Annotated in this window: 11 protein-coding genes; 5 read left to right on the forward strand and 6 right to left on the reverse strand. The window is 51.6% G+C overall.

The window, feature by feature from the left end; genetic code table 11:
• Window positions 1-81: 81 nt before the first annotated feature.
• Together G006_RS27145 and G006_RS29175 are read right to left on the reverse strand one after the other, a co-directional pair.
• On the reverse strand, window positions 82-4,209 hold the full coding sequence (locus tag G006_RS27145; protein WP_020483812.1) for a PAS domain-containing protein: 4,128 nt from the start codon (window positions 4,207-4,209) through the stop codon (window positions 82-84).
• A gap of 117 nt (window positions 4,210-4,326) precedes the next feature.
• The gene (locus tag G006_RS29175) at window positions 4,327-5,352 is read right to left on the reverse strand and encodes an HD domain-containing phosphohydrolase (RefSeq protein ID WP_020483813.1); all 1,026 of its coding nucleotides are present in this window, start codon (window positions 5,350-5,352) and stop codon (window positions 4,327-4,329) included.
• A gap of 363 nt (window positions 5,353-5,715) precedes the next feature.
• Here G006_RS29175 and G006_RS0113940 point away from each other — a divergent pair, with 363 nt between their 5' ends.
• A complete protein-coding gene (locus G006_RS0113940; RefSeq protein WP_020483815.1) occupies window positions 5,716-5,901 on the forward strand; it encodes a YjfB family protein in 186 nt (61 codons plus the stop codon).
• 21 nt (window positions 5,902-5,922) lie between these two features.
• Here the strand turns inward: G006_RS0113940 and rsmI are convergent, their stop codons facing one another.
• Window positions 5,923-6,774: a 16S rRNA (cytidine(1402)-2'-O)-methyltransferase gene (gene rsmI / locus G006_RS0113945; RefSeq protein WP_033193935.1), complete on the reverse strand. Its 852-nt coding sequence runs from the start codon at window positions 6,772-6,774 to the stop codon at window positions 5,923-5,925.
• Between the two features lie 21 nt (window positions 6,775-6,795).
• On the opposite strand from rsmI, the gene G006_RS0113950 reads away from it, so the two are divergent.
• Genes G006_RS0113950 through G006_RS0113960 form a run of 3 tightly spaced genes read left to right on the forward strand, consistent with a single transcriptional unit; the run spans window position 6,796 to window position 9,579 of the window.
• Entirely contained in the window at window positions 6,796-8,616 is a 1,821-nt protein-coding gene (locus G006_RS0113950) for a penicillin-binding protein activator (protein ID WP_020483817.1), read from the forward strand.
• 1 nt (window position 8,617) lies between these two features.
• A complete protein-coding gene (locus G006_RS0113955; protein ID WP_020483818.1) occupies window positions 8,618-8,986 on the forward strand; it encodes a YraN family protein in 369 nt (122 codons plus the stop codon).
• 5 nt (window positions 8,987-8,991) lie between these two features.
• The gene (locus G006_RS0113960; protein WP_020483819.1) at window positions 8,992-9,579 is read left to right on the forward strand and encodes a phosphoheptose isomerase; all 588 of its coding nucleotides are present in this window, start codon (window positions 8,992-8,994) and stop codon (window positions 9,577-9,579) included.
• Between the two features lie 55 nt (window positions 9,580-9,634).
• Here the strand turns inward: G006_RS0113960 and glgC are convergent, their stop codons facing one another.
• The 3 genes from glgC to G006_RS0113975 all read right to left on the reverse strand — a co-directional run bounded on the left by glgC (window position 9,635) and on the right by G006_RS0113975 (window position 13,671).
• Entirely contained in the window at window positions 9,635-10,900 is a 1,266-nt protein-coding gene (glgC, locus tag G006_RS0113965; protein WP_020483820.1) for a glucose-1-phosphate adenylyltransferase, read from the reverse strand.
• A 101-nt stretch (window positions 10,901-11,001) separates the two neighbouring features.
• Complete coding sequence (locus G006_RS0113970; protein WP_020483821.1) at window positions 11,002-11,475, reverse strand: hypothetical protein; 474 nt, start codon at window positions 11,473-11,475, stop codon at window positions 11,002-11,004.
• Window positions 11,476-11,778: 303 nt separating this feature from the next.
• Entirely contained in the window at window positions 11,779-13,671 is a 1,893-nt protein-coding gene (locus G006_RS0113975) for a transketolase C-terminal domain-containing protein (protein WP_020483822.1), read from the reverse strand.
• Window positions 13,672-14,375: 704 nt separating this feature from the next.
• Here G006_RS0113975 and G006_RS25580 point away from each other — a divergent pair.
• The gene (locus G006_RS25580) at window positions 14,376-15,008 is read left to right on the forward strand and encodes a hypothetical protein (RefSeq protein WP_152428865.1); all 633 of its coding nucleotides are present in this window, start codon (window positions 14,376-14,378) and stop codon (window positions 15,006-15,008) included.
• The last annotated feature ends 58 nt before the right edge of the window (window positions 15,009-15,066 follow it).

Raw genomic sequence — 15,066 nt, forward strand, 5'->3', positions numbered from 1 at the left:
CACGCCGGACGCAGTATCGGTTTAGCGGTAGTCAAATCGCAACTGCCGGAACGTCGCAACGCAAAGCGGCGAACGATAAAATCAGCTGGGCAAAGCCCTCAGAATGGCCGGATAGTCAAAGTTATCAGCCAAATAGGCCAGGGTTTTGCGCAATTCAGGATCCTGCGGCGTTGCTAGAGCTATCGCATTTGCTATACGTTCCGGCTCCAGACTCTCCAGTGCATTTTTCAATTCCTCGCGTGCCGATGCCGGCAAGCCGGTTAACATATCCGGCGTTAATAGCGCGACTGGCCGGTTTTGTTCTGGAATGCCCTCGTAGACATAACGCACGCCCAAGTGCTTAGCCAGACAGTCATAGATTTCGCTGAAGCGATAAGGCTTGCGCACAAAGTCGTTCATACCGGCTTCCAGTAGTTCGCTACGCTGCTCCAGGAATGCCGAGGCTGTGACGGCAACAATGACGACCTCCCGCCCGCCCGGCAATTCACGGATTCTTTTCGTAGCCTCCAAGCCGTCCATTACCGGCATTTGCCTATCCATCCAGATAAAGTGCGGTTGCCAGGTTTGAAATAGCGCTATGCCTTCCGCACCGTTGCCGGCCACCTTGCAGGAAAACCCGACCGATTCCATCAACTTGGCTAGCAATAACTGATTTTCAGGCTGATCTTCAACGACTAATATGCGGTAATCTTTTTGCCCCTCAACTAAGCCGATGACGGCACCGGCTTCTGCTTTATCGAAGCTGCGGTCAGCAATATCCGCCTGATTCACCTCAGCGAGCGGCAAATCTATTCTAAATAAAGCGCCTTGATCGGGGTGGCTTTCCAAGGTAAGCGTACCACCCATCAGTTCCACAAACTGGCGGGTAATGGTCAATCCCAACCCGGTGCCTTGGCTATCCCTTTGCTCGCCTAGTTGTACGAACGGTTCGAAAATACGTTGCTGATCAGCCGCCGGGATCCCCGCACCGGAATCTTCGACCTCGATCTGTAGATGCGAAATGCGATTTTTACGGGTGCCTAGGCGCAAGGTAACACCGCCTTGCTGCGTAAATTTAATGGCATTGCCCACCAGATTAATCAGCACTTGCCGCAAGCGGGCTTCGTCGCCGACAATGAAACGCGGGAACTGCGATGCCTGGTCTATCAATAGCCTCAGGCCTTTTTCGGCGGCGCGGACACTCATCATATCGGTAATATCGCGCACCATATTGCCCAAATCGAAAGGCGCGTTTTCCAGATGCAGACGGCCTACTTCGATTTTAGCCATTTCCAATACATCGTTAATCAAAGCCAATAAATGCTCGCCACTACGATTGATAATATCCAGGTTTTGCCTTTGCTCGTCCGACAGTTGGGGATTTTTCCGCATCAATTTCGAGAAACCGAGAATTGCGTTCAGCGGGGTACGCAATTCGTGGCTCATATTGGCCAGGAATACGCTCTTGGCCCTATTTGCCGCTTCTGCCGCATCGCGCGCTACTATCAAGTCGGCGGTACGTTGCTGGATTTCATCTTCGAGGTGTTCTTTATAGCGCCGTAATTCTTCCTCGTTTTGCTTGCGATCATTGATGTCCATGCGAATACCCAGCATGCGAATGACCTTACCGTCCGAATCGCGCTGAATACCGAAACCGCGCACATACTGCCAACGATAATTACCGTCGGCGTGGCGCATGCGCGCTTGATATTGATATTCCGTGAAATCCGGGGACAACACGCCGCTCATGTTGTCGCTGACTTCCGCTTGATCTTCCGGATGAACGCTTTCGAACCATTCGCGCCGATCAGCCATGCCGGTCCGAGCAGGATAACCGAGCATCGTGTAATAGGTCGGCGAAGCATACCATTGGTCGTTTTTTACATCCCAGTCCCAAATCCCAACCTGGGCGGCTTCCAATGTCAACCGCAACCGCTCCTCCGAGTCGCGTAAATGTTCCTCCGTGCGTAAGCGCTCAGCCTTATCGCGGAGCACGGAAATGCCAAAGGCCAAATCTCCGGCCAACTCCTCTAACAAACGAATCTCCGCTGCCGTGATCGCGTTTTGTTCTGCTGAATAAATCGTCAGCGCGCCGAAAATATCCGCGTTTTGATCGGCCAAAGGCAAGGCAATAACCGAGCGATAGCCGCGTAGCAATGCGGCGTCTCGTGCCGAAGCCATCAGCGTATCGGTGCAGACATCCTGAACATAGACTTTTTCGCCGCTGCAAATGGCGGCCGCCGCAGGACTGTGTGCACCCGCCACATCTCCGCAACTGTGATCGGTGGCTGCCAGGTAGCCGTCTTCAAAACCGGCCCAGGCCACCGGGCGTATTGTTTTGGGATAGCCATTTTCCAAGTAGCCGACCCACGCCATGCGATATTCGGCCTCATCGCAGACGATACGGCAGATTTCTTTGAGCAGGCTTGGTTCGTCGTCATTACGCAGCAAGGCCTGATTGCAATTGCTGATAGCGCGCAACTCGCGATTGAGCTTGTATAAGGCCGCTTCCGTTCGCTTGGCTTCGGTGATGTCCGTGCGTAAATAAAGATAATTGCAAACCTGATAGGCTTCGTCGTAAATCGGTGACGCGGTGATCTGTTCCCAGCGCAACTCGCCGTTTTTGTGGCGATTGGTCAGCGAGGATTTCCATAGTTTGCCTGCTGCCAATTTTGCCTGGCAGGCTTGGTATTCGTCGGCAGTTATTTCACTGGACAATAATGCGCGAGGCGTCATTTTGTAAGCCTCGCCGAATGTATAACCGGTAATGCGCGTGTAAGCGTGGTTGGTATAGGTCAATATGCCCTGAAGGTCGGTAATCTGGATGCCGGTCGGATTCTGATCCGCCGCTTGCGCCAGCCGATTGATTTCAGTGGCGAATAGGTGGCGTTCTGTAATGTCGCGATTAGTGATGCGCCGGCCTCGGTAGTTATTGTCCGCCCCGAACACGGCCTGGCAACAATGCGAGATCCAGCGTATTTCACCATCGCGGCGGACAATGCGAAAGTCTACTTCAGCGAGGCGTAAATGCTCGACATCGTGGCGATGATCGGTCATTAAGTGCCGGTCGTCGGCATGTATGATGCTCGGCAATAACCCGGCATCGGCGATGAACTCCTCGGCCGCATAACCGGTAACCCGTAAGCTGGAAGGTGTCATATACAAAATCTGCTGATCGTCGCCTTCCCAATATTCCCAGTCGAAGGTGTAGTCCGCGACGGTATGGAACTTTTCCTCTTCGGCCGCCAACTTGGCGGCAACCTGCAATTGCTTTCGCCACGCACCGACGATGAACCGGGCGCTACTAACCGAAATCAAGGCAAACAGAAGAACCAGTCCGGCCATTTCCAGGACTTCATTCCACCACTCCGCCAGAAAATCGTCCCTAGCCAGGCCGACGCTCACCCATAGCGGGTAGGCGTCCAGTTTGCGGAAAGATACCACCCTGGCGGTATTGTCGAAGCTGAGAGGCGTGTGAAAGACACCCGAGGTGTGTCCGGATGCGAGCATCCGGCGAAATTCCGGCGAAATGGTTTTATCACCAATCACGCTGCCGGGCTCTGCATGGACGGGATGACGAACGATCAAGCCCATGTCCGCATCTCTCAGGTTAATCGCCCCGCGACTGCCAATATCAACGTTGGAAATCGCTTTTCCCAGGTTATCCAATGAAACATTGGCAAAAACCACGCCGGCAAAACTGCCGTCGGCACGGTTAAGGCGGCGCGCAAAATTAAGCACCCAAACCTTATTGACATAAGACATCACCGGTTTATTGATAAATAGCCCAAGCGCCGGATTATCGCGCAAACTAGAAAAATAGAGTCGATCCGCCATGCTGAGCCGCGTATCTTTAGGCACATCCACGCCATAGACTAGCCAACCCTGCTCGTCGGTAGCCCTAAGCCCGATAACCCATGGCAAACGCGATTGTAAGCGCTGCATAAAAACCGACAGCGCCTCGGCATCAACGCTCCCCAAAGCCTGTTGCCGCTGGATTTCCTCCACAGCCACCAACACGCCTAAGTCGACCTTTTCGATAAGGCTATCTAAGTTTTGCGCGATAACCTTGGCCAGGTTCTGCGTCGTGATTTCGGCGCGCTGTTGATATTTGTCGAAGCTGCGATACAGCGCAAATCCCACGGTGACGATAACCAACAGATTAAGAAGTACCGCCCCGGCAACCAGCCGCCTGGAGATATTGTTTGGAAAATCAAGCTGACCTGACATAGCTGAACTCACAAGACTGTTGTGGTTTACGGGCTGCCCTGAGGTAGTTTCGGGCAAACGGTCTCATCGTATTCCTTCCATTCGCCAAAGCGCGCGGCTAAACGCGTAAGGAGCCGATCAAGCAGGCAGGCTGTAATCCCGTTCCCGAAAGAGCTTTAAACAAATCTCGACTACCTCGGAGTTATACAACACACCGCGATTGTCGGAAATTTCCTGTAAAGCGACATCCAAGCCCAAACCGGCGCGGTAGGGGCGATGAGACTTCATCGCTTCCACCACATCGGCAACCGCCAGAATCTCCGCTTCCAGTAAAATCTCTCCTTTTTTAAGGCCGCACGGGTAACCACTGCCGTTGGGGCGTTCGTGATGTTGCAAGACGATTTGCGCGATTGGCCAGGGGAAATTGATGGATTTGAGGATGTCGTAGCCAGTTTCGGCGTGTCGCTTGATCAGGCTGAATTCCAAATCGTCCAGCCGTCCGGGCTTGCAAAGTATTTCGGCGGGAATCCGAATTTTGCCTATATCGTGTACCACGCTCGCCAAGGTCAGCCCCTCTATCCGCTCTTCCGGCAATTGCAAGCCGCGAGCGATGGCGGTGGCGAGGTGGGCAACGCGGCGCTGATGGCCAGCGGTGTAGGGGTCGCGCGCTTCGATAGTGGCCGCAATCGCCGTGACGAAATCCAGCATGCCGGCGCGCAACTTTTTCTCGCTTTCCATGAGTTTACGGGTTCGCTCTTCCACCTGTTCCTCCAGATGGTTGCGCAGGCGGTCAAACTCCAAATGAGTGCGCACCCTAACCAATAATTCGTCGCGCTGATAGGGCTTGGTGACGAAATCCACTGCGCCCAAGTCAAAGCCGCGCACTTTTTCGTCGGTATCCATGATCGCGCTGACGAAGATGACCGGCACATCGCAAGTATTCGGGTTAGCCTTCAGTTGTCGACAAACTTCGAAGCCATCCATCTCCGGCATGCGAATGTCCAACAGCACCAGTTCCGGTGGATTCTTCAACGCGGAATTCAACGCCAATTGCCCACTGATCGCCGAGCGAACTTCGTAGCCTTCGTCCTTCAGAATATCCGTTAATAATTTTAAGGACGCCGGGGTGTCGTCAACGGCGAGAATCTTGCCTTTATGTGTCATAAAATTCTTTGATCGGTTTGCCGCAACGCTTTCAGGATACCCTGCCAAACGCAGTTTTCAGCAAAATATACCAATGTTTTCCGGGGCTGAAGCAATCTCGTGCGCCGCGCCGGAAGGTGGATTCATTTGGAACCGTTTTGGACGCCGCCCGATTCTGAATGGCGCCGGTCTAGCCGACTCCGTAGGACATTATAGTTTACGCCCCACGACCCGGCAGGACGCGGGTAAGTTTATTGAAACTGCCGGTATGCGGCTATTTTTGTAAATACTCTAAAGTTATCGGCTTGCTGTTCGATAACCTAGCATGCCTGCACGTTGCCTTAAGGCGACTGCTTTCCTAAACCAACCCGACGAGGCCACGTCATGCTTGATTCCGTCTCTTCCATCGCCGCACTGGCGACGCAAATGTCCACCCAAAAAACCGCTCAGCAAGTTGAAGTGGCCATGCTGGTTAAAGCCAAGGAAATGCAGGAGCAACAAGGGCAGAACGCCTTGAAGTTATTGGAGTCGGCCAGTGTACCCAGTAACGGGATCGATGTCCGGGTTTGAGCGGCACAAGGTTGGCGAAACTTAGCCGCCTTGCTTGTCCTGCATCGCCAAAGCCGCCTGATACAAGGTTTTTTTGCGCTGGCCGGTAATCTCTGCCGCCAGTGCGGCGGCGGTTTTGGTAGAACATTCTGTGAGCAATATGCCCAAAATCCGCCGCTGCTCGTCGGTTAATTCATCATCTTGCTCAACATGCTCGCGACCAGCTACCAACACTACGAATTCACCCTTGCGCATGTTTTCGTCGGTCTGTACTTTTTCTAATACTTTGGCCAGTTCGTCGCCGACAATCGTTTCATGCAATTTGGTGATCTCGCGGGCCACGACGATTTGATGCTCGGCCGGAAATACCGTGAGCATGTCTTCCAGCGCGGCCTGGATGCGGTGGCTGGATTCGTAAAAGGCCCATGTGGAAACATCAGCGAGTTTACTTTCGAAAAAGCGGCGCCGCGGCGAGCCGGTGCGCGGCAAAAAACCTTCGAAACTGAAACGGCTGGTCGGCAAACCCGCCACAGACAAGGCGGCGATCAGCGCACAGGCGCCGGGTATCGGACACACCTCCACACCTTGTCGCCTGGCCAATTTGACCAGCGGAAAGCCGGGGTCGCTGATCATCGGCGTACCGGCATCGGACACCAAGGCCACCGACTGGCCATCGCGAATTTTATCTACCAGGCCTTGCGAAGCATGGTCTTCATTATGTTGATGCAGCGATTGCAGCGGCTTATTGATACCGTAATGTTGCAGCAACATCTTGACGTGGCGGGTATCTTCGGCGGCAATCAAATCCACCTGCTTTAAGACGTCCACCGCCCGAAAGCTGAAATCGCCCAGATTACCTATTGGCGTGGCAACCACGTATAATTTTCCGTACATTTATTCTTCAGGCCCTATGCTATGTCTGATCGCAAATTTGCCGTCATTATGCCGCGTCGTGTTTTAAGCTGCTGGTTTTTCGGCCTGTTGTTGCTAGCGGCTTGCAGCGAACAACCGGTCAAAAACAAGACTCAATTGGAAGTGCGCCCGCAACCCAGCGCCCGGAAAACCAAACCAGCCGAACCACCGCGCAGTTACCGGATGGCCGATAATCAAAACAGCCTGCATCTGTTGGATGCCGACACCCGCCTGCAAGCCGGCGATAGTCAAGCCGCGCAAAAAGCCTTGGATAAGATCAACGCCGAACAGTTACCACCGGAGCTGTTCAGCAAATATAAATTGCTCCAAGCTCAAGTAGCGTTGAGTATGGGGGATGCGGAACAAGCCTTGAAAAAGCTGGAGGGTGTGCGGCCCGCCATACTGACCGATGCCGATCAAATCGCGTATTACCAATCCGTGGCCTTCGTGCATGCTCTGTTGGGCGACGTATTGCCCAGCGTCAGGGCGCGCCTAAAATTGGGCCGACTGTTGCAAAAACCCGATCAGCAAAAACAAAACATTATCGCCATCCTTGATGCGCTTAGTGTGTTGCCTCTGGAAACCCTTAGCGGTCCGTCACCTATCGTTGACGAACTGAGCGGCTGGATGGCCTTGGCTAAAATTCTTAAGCAACGCAACGTGGCCGGTTTCGACACAGCTGGACAAATCCAGCAATGGCGGCAAATGTTTCCCGGTCATCCGGCCAACGCCGATTATCTACAAGCCTATCTGAATCCACCTCCTGTCAATCAGCAAGCGGCCCAAGAACAGGAACAGCCAGCGCAACCGCCAGCCCCGGGAGCTACGATTGCGGTGCTGTTGCCCAGTTCGGGCTCTTATGCCAGCGCGGCTAAAGCTATCAGGGAAGGATTAACGGTAGCCCATCGTCTGGCCGCCAGCGCCGCGCCGCAAATGCCGCTAAAGTATTACGACAGCGAAAAAGACGATATAGCCAATGTCTATCGACAAGCGGTTAGTGACGGCGCCAAACAGGTAATAGGGCCTTTGGTGAAGGAACAGATCCAAAGCCTGGCTCAATCCGCCGAATTAACCGTGCCGGTGCTAGCGCTGAACCATGTGGAAAACCTAAGCAAAACCAATCTGTATCAATTCGGCCTCAGTCCGATAGACGACGCGGAACAATTGGTGCAAAAAGCCAAGCGTGACGGCCAACAGAACGCCGTGCTGTTGACACCGGACACCACCCAAGGCCAACGCGTGCGCCATTATCTAATGTCGGCATGGCAAGCAGTTGGCGGAGCTGTGGTTGGGGTGGAGAGCTACGATCCGAAACAACACGATTTTGCAGCCATTGTAAAAAGCTTACTCAGCACCAGCGTCAGCGTGAACGGCCAGAAACAATCATTGGCCTTGTTCGTTAGTGCAAGCCCGGAATTGGCTCGTGAGTTGGCGCCGCAATTAAAGTACTCGCAAAGTAGCGAATTATCGGTTTATGCGATGCCGAATATCTACAGTGGTCGGCAAAATCCGGTTCGCGACAGCGAATTAGGTAAGATTAATTTCTGCGATCTGCCCTGGGTGTTTGCCGACGCCTATACTGGCGCGCTCAGCCAACAAGCCGTGCAGAATACCTGGCAAAGTCTCAGCGATAGCCAGGTTAAACTAGTTGCTTTGGGCATAGATGCCTATAACATCATCGGCCAATTACCGCAGTTGGCCGGATCGTCTTACGCCGGCGCAACTGGTCGCTTGTCTTTAAACAACGAGAATCGCGTTACCCGAAAACTGGTTTGTGCTCAATTTAAAGGTGGTGTGCCGGTCGCCTCGGGATTTGTCGAATAGTATGTTATTCGGCAGAGCCAAGCCAGCCCACTTGCAAAAGGGCGATAGTGCCGAACAATTAGCCTCGGCCTATTTGCAAAAGCAAGGCCTGGAATGGGTGTGCAGCAACTTCCGCTGCAAAATGGGCGAGCTGGATTTGGTGATGAAAGACGGCGCGGCGCTGGTGATTGTGGAAGTACGCTTTCGAAAATCCGAGCAATTCGGCGGTGCGCTAGCCAGTATCACTCGGCAAAAACAGGCGCGCATCGTCGCTGCCACACAACACTATGTCATAATCAACAACCTGAGCAACGTCTCGATTCGCTTCGACGTAGTTGCTGTATCCGGCGACAACCGTCTGGAATGGATCAAAAACGCTTTTCAAACCTGAGTACTATGAGTTTACAAGACCGCATCATCGCCCACTTTTCCGACAGCATTCAAACCAAACAGGATGCGATGGCCAGCCTGTGCGAGCTGATCGAGTTCGCCTCGCAAAAAATCGTCGAAGCGCTGGTAAATGATAAAAAAGTGCTGACGTGCGGCAACGGCGGTTCGGCGGGCGATGCGCAGCATTTTTCTTCGGAAATGTTGAATCGATTCGAACGGGAACGTCCCGCTTTGCCGGCGATTGCGTTGAGCACCGATACCTCAACCATCACCTCTATCGCCAACGACTACCATTACGACGAAATCTTTGCGAAGCAGTTACGCGCGCTAGGACAGGCTGGCGACATCTTGCTGGTCTACACCAGTAGCGGTAACTCCGGCAATATTATCAAAGCCGTTAAGGTTGCCCATGACCGCGACATGACGGTCATCGCGCTAAGCGGCAAAGACGGCGGTGTATTGGCTGGCGCGCTGAACGAAGCCGATATCGAAATCCGCGTACCGTCTTATTCCACCGCCCGCATTCAGGAAGTGCATTTGTTGATCTCGCATTGTCTATGCGATTTGATCGATCATCAATTATTTGGTGGCTAAGGCCCCAGGCGCCCGTTGTCACTCAATCGGATAAACGGGCGCTTTGCATACTTTGTTACCTGACGTAATGTAGTTTTTGCCCCAACATTTCGGCAGTCACCAGCACTACCCCGCCGTCGCTGACATAAAATCTGTTTTTGTCGTCGTCAAGATTCTCGCCAATCACCGTGCCTGCCGGCACCTCGCAACCTTTTTCAACGATGGCTTTGGTAATCCGGCAATTTTGGCCTATGCATACTTGCGGCAACAGAATGCTGTCTTTGATAAGCGCTGATTCGTTTACTGTGACATTGGAGAACACCATGGAATGCTGAATGGTTGCGCCGGAAATAATGGAGCCGCCGGCAATCATCGAATCCACGGCTAGGCCGCGCCGGCCGTTGTCGTCGAACACAAATTTAGCCGGCGGCGTTTGTTCTTGATAGGTCCATATCGGCCAGGACGTATCGTATAAATTCAAATCCGGTTTGACGCCGATTAGCTCCAAATTGGAAGCCCAATAGGCGTCTATTGTCCCGACATCGCGCCAATAGCTTTGTTGGCCGCTTTGTAAATCCAAAAAGGGATAGGCATTAACAATATGATCGTCAATGACGGCGGGAATAATATCTTTACCAAAATCGTTGGTGGAATTTTCAGTGTGGGAGTCTTTAATTAATTGTTGCCATAAAAAATCGGCGTTAAAGATATAAATACCCATGGAGGCCAATGCGGTGTTGGTTCTACCCGGCATCACGGGTGGATTGGCCGGTTTTTCGACAAAGGCCCGAACGCGGCGATTGGCATCCACATCCATCACGCCAAAAGCGGAGGCGTCTTTTAAGGATACTTCCAAACAGCCTATGGTTAAATCGGCATTTTTTTCGACGTGGTCGATTAACATGGCCGCATAATCCATTTTATAAATATGATCACCGGCCAGAATTAAAATATGCTGGGGTTGGCGGGCCCGCAGAATATCGATATTTTGTAAGACGGCGTCGGCGGTGCCTTTATACCAGGAGGTCTCGTCTATACGTTGTTGGGCCGGCATGATGTCGACATATTCGCCGAATTCGCCGCGCATGAACCCCCAGCCTTTTTGGATATGCCGAATCAGCGAATCGGCTTTGTATTGCGTCATCACGCCGATTTTACGGATACCGGAATTCACGCAATTGGATAACGGAAAATCGATAATCCGAAACTTGCCGCCAAAAGGCACGGCGGGCTTGGCGCGCCAATCCGTCATATTCATTAAGCGCGAACCGCGTCCGCCGGCAAGAATTAAAGCAATAGTATTTTTGGTTAATTGATGGATATTGTGTGTGGGCGCTGACATGGTTAAATCTTTAGAAAAATAAACTGCTGGCCGAATAGGTTTTATAGGGTATATCAAGTTTTCCCAAGGCTTTTTCAAACCTAAAAATTACCGGCGAAAACTCAAAATACACGCATTTTTTCAAGCGAAGCAAACGCGCTTGAGTTGCTAATATCCGGAGTGATATGTAGTTCGATAATACTTACCGCGGACAAGTCGACAACGTGTTGTTCCGACTCCGCTGTGCACCCTTGCGGATTAAAATGCCATTGTTGGCGGACGATTTCGCGCAACGGCTGTCCGTTATCCGCAGAAATACGAAGGACGTATTCTTGTGTTCTGGCTATAGCCGATTCCAAAAAATCCAGTTGAATACATTGCACAGGCTGGGCCTGCTTAAACAGTAACCGGATAACTTGCGATCCCGGCATTCCGGCCCTCCACCCGCCGCTAAAGCCAGGCAGTAGCGCTGCTTCGATAGGGTGCTCCTGATCCTCGGACGAGACTTCAACGTCAACAAGTGCATCTAAATTCAACTGCTCTGTCATTAAACAGGCTGTGTCGAGCCGACTGTCACCGATAATTCGTTTTTGCATGGTTTACCTGGAGTAGGACTGTGTTAATCAGTCGAAATGATTTGAATCCGGTTTTTGTTTGTCGGGATTGATTGAAATCTTTAACTTGAGTGCGATTGCTCCGTAATTGAATAGGCAAGCACAGCATGCCTAGAGTCCGGCTGTTTAGAAATAAGGAATGTCGGCATGGCTCGGTCCCGGTGAGAGCTGAGTGTTTTACTGCGAATTTGCTTGGCGGCAATTGCTGATTTCAAATGGCTGTTGCTCCCAAACCGCAGCAGAAAAATATGGGCGCTTCCTTGCGCCCCAAGTCGAGAGGGAGGATTAACCCTTTAAAAAGCTGGCCATGATGCCAGCCGGGTCAATACCTTGATGCGGGAATTGCTCCCACAAACCGCCGCAACCTTCTTTATGCGTCGCAATATAAGCGTATTTTGGTGTGTAGCCACGCTCCAGCAACCAAGTACCCATGCGGCTGCCCAAACCAGTTTTGCGGTTGAAGGACTCAACCACCATCACTTTCGGTGACTTGCCGATTTTGGCCAGCATGTCTTCATCAACGACGTTCAAGGTCGGTTTGTTGATCAAGCCTACATCGACGCCTTGTTGTTTCAGACGTTCGACGGCATCCAGGGCCCGATACAAGGCTTCGCCGAAACTGACGATATAACCCGCCGTACCTTCGCGAATGACCTCGTCTTTGCCGGGCACGAATTTATAATCGCCGCCGAAGAACTCGTTGCCGTTGCTATCCAGAATGGTCGGCACTTTGGAACGGGTGGAGAAGATAAAACGCAAGCCCGGATCGAAGAAGACTTTTTCCACGCACGCTTTCATTTGCAAGGGATCTGCAGGGAAATACAGTTTGGTTTCGTAGCCGTCGCTCAAACCGTTATCGGCGAACATGTTGTTCAAACCGAAATGGCAGGTGTTGTCGGCCATGTCGTCGATACCGGAATGCGAGAAGTGGCTCAGCACGTTGGATTTGTTCAACCTGGCCATGGTGATTTCGGACATCAGCATTTCCAAGAATGCGCTGAAGGTGCCGAAAATACCTTGTTTGCCCGCTTCCATACCAAAACCGGCTGCAGCGGAGAAATTACCACGCTCCATGATGCCGGAGGAGATAAACACTTCCGGGAAGGCTTTATGGATCTTGAACAGCCCGCAAGAGCCTTCCAAGTCACTGTCCACTACCCGCACTTTGGCAACCCGTTCCGCTTCGCTCAAGCGTCCCAGCACTTCAACGCAAGCATCACCGAAGACGTTGCGGTTCGCATCCCATTTGTCGCTGGAACCCAAAAATACCGCGTCGTTTTTCGGTGCTTTGACTTCGCGCAACGCATCGGCAGCGGCTTGTTGGCCGTGCGATTCAAGATATTCCAGCGCCACTTTCACCGACACAACGTCGTGACCGTGGGTCGAGCCTTCCAAACCGACAATGCCAGGGCACATCGGGCGGTGGTTGATGACCGCAACCGGACCTGGAGTGTTAATGGCGGTGATAATGCGTTTGTACAAATCGTCCAGATCTTCGCCGTCGCCTTCCAGCACAGTGACGCCTTGACCGGCCAAGGTTTTGGCGGTGCTACAGCCTTTCAAATACTCGGATGGGTGGCCGGCGATGGTGACGTTGTTGTCGTCGATGATCAGTTTAACGTTCAGGCCTTGCGCCACAGCCAGACGCGCGGCTTCGGCGTCGTTACCTTCCTGTTGCGAGCCGTCCGAACCCAAGCAGAAAACGGTTTTGGCCGGGTTGGCGATGGCTACGCCGTTGACATACGGCCACATGTGGCCCAAACGACCAGAGCTGAATTTCACTCCGGGAGTGAAATCCAATTCCGGGTGGCCCGGCAAATGCGAATGCGCGGCACGGTATTCGATCAAGCGTTCTGCCGGTAAATCGCCGTTCAGGGTGGACATCAAATACTGGGTGGCGACACGGTGACCGGCTTCATCAAAGAAGACAGGCACAAAATCATTGGAACTATGGAATAGTGCATCCATGATCATGACTTCCGGCACGGTATCGTATGGACCGCCGGTATGACCGCCTACACCGCGAGCTGCACCGTTGGCTGTGAAATAGACAATCGCATCACGGCACAACTGAATGTTGGCTTTCAGGCTGGCACGTTGTGCATCGGTCAAGGTTGGGTTTTTTGGATCTAAGCTGATGCGCTGATAAGCGCCAAGATCGATTGGAAATTTGGACATAACTAATCTCATGGTGAGGACATTATTTTTATAGACGCGCATCTAGTTGTTACGCTGTCATTTTTAAACGCGACATAGAACAAAGATAATATTTAGCCCCGGCAAATATCCGTTGCTAATTAACTACAATAACGCTGCTTTTTTACACAAGCCGTTGCTATTTTGTAGTCTTAAATTTGTTTTTCATGCCGTCATATCGAACCTTACACCCATTAAAACGGGCTTTGCAAGACTTATTAAATACCTACTAATCTGTATATAAATTGAAACGGATAGCCTGTATAGCTGTGAGACAAGTAACAGAATACGTTCTATGGAAAATCAATTAGTTATTCAAGCCGTTTCTACTATCTGGGGATTATAAGCTGCAAAAAATTTATTTTATTTTTTGCGGCAGCGCGGCTTTGCGGGACAAATTGAATGGATTGTAGTGTGTTGCCGAAACACGCCTCGCCTATACACAACCCCAAATCGCAAGCGGAAAAATATCAAACAGCTCATCGGCGGGATAAAAGCGCGGCCTCGGAACCATTAGCTTCGTTCTAGCTCCAATAGGTAAGTTCAAAGATGACTTTAGCCCAAGACAAGGGGGCGGCAAGGCATCGCAAAACGGCGCACGTGGTTTGTCCAAAAGGAAAGGTCACATTAGTTGTATTTATCCGAAACGTGGACTATGTTTCCAGCACCTAAAGTAAAACGACTGGTTGACGCTATATAGGACAAGCAAGACGGTCAAAGCCAATCAACTTACGGGCAAGGGGGGGCAGTCCGGCAACTTGATTTTCATGGTTCCCGCATTAAGGGCAGTGAGTGTTGGCCCAAACCTTATTAAACATCCGTGGGATACAGCTAAGTACTACCAGAGCGTCTTTATGATATTGATTATTAAAAATATCCCGTCTATTACGCAAGAAAGCGAGTTGGGGGATTTTGTCGCCCCCGCCCTCAAGTTTTGTCTGTTACTTCCCTTCAAGCTTGGCAATATTCTGAAAACGGACATCTTTTGTCTTAAAAATATCAAGACCAATGTGCTGTCGTTTCACGGCCGTATTTTTATTGACGATGAAAAAGCCGGTAAACTTGCCATCAAAAAACTGCATGGCAAGCGCTTCAAAAATAAAATCGTCGAAGTCAGAGAATATTTTATTCGTTCGCACAAAAACGACAGACGCTTAACGCAAAAGCCGGTATCGACAGACATACTCGAAAAGCGTAAAGGCGAACGGCGCTGCAATATCAAGCATGAAGGGCAAGCCGCCGCTTATACGAATGTATTCGATACCGAGAACATTTATCAAATTAGCCGCCGATTGCGAGATGACGCTTATGATTACTAAGTCACGGCACTGGCAGTCTAAGTTTTGTCCGCACGGCGAAGAGATAGCTGAATCGTGA

The sequence above is a fragment of the Methylomonas sp. MK1 genome, from assembly GCF_000365425.1.
GTDB lineage: Bacteria > Pseudomonadota > Gammaproteobacteria > Methylococcales > Methylomonadaceae > Methylomonas.

Bases quoted from the DNA above. Each gene is read 5' to 3' on its own strand.
- G006_RS0113955 (WP_020483818.1), top strand. From the start codon at position 8,618: ATGTTATTCGGCAGAGCCAAGCCAGCCCACTTGCAAAAGGGCGATAGT.
- G006_RS0113960 (WP_020483819.1), top strand. From the start codon at position 8,992: ATGAGTTTACAAGACCGCATCATCGCCCACTTTTCCGACAGCATTCAA.
- G006_RS29175 (WP_020483813.1), bottom strand. From the start codon at position 5,352: ATGACACATAAAGGCAAGATTCTCGCCGTTGACGACACCCCGGCGTCC.
- G006_RS0113970 (WP_020483821.1), bottom strand. From the start codon at position 11,475: ATGCAAAAACGAATTATCGGTGACAGTCGGCTCGACACAGCCTGTTTA.
- G006_RS0113950 (WP_020483817.1), top strand. From the start codon at position 6,796: ATGTCTGATCGCAAATTTGCCGTCATTATGCCGCGTCGTGTTTTAAGC.
- G006_RS27145 (WP_020483812.1), bottom strand. From the start codon at position 4,209: ATGTCAGGTCAGCTTGATTTTCCAAACAATATCTCCAGGCGGCTGGTT.
- rsmI (WP_033193935.1), bottom strand. From the start codon at position 6,774: ATGTACGGAAAATTATACGTGGTTGCCACGCCAATAGGTAATCTGGGC.
- G006_RS0113940 (WP_020483815.1), top strand. From the start codon at position 5,716: ATGCTTGATTCCGTCTCTTCCATCGCCGCACTGGCGACGCAAATGTCC.
- G006_RS0113975 (WP_020483822.1), bottom strand. From the start codon at position 13,671: ATGTCCAAATTTCCAATCGATCTTGGCGCTTATCAGCGCATCAGCTTA.
- glgC (WP_020483820.1), bottom strand. From the start codon at position 10,900: ATGTCAGCGCCCACACACAATATCCATCAATTAACCAAAAATACTATT.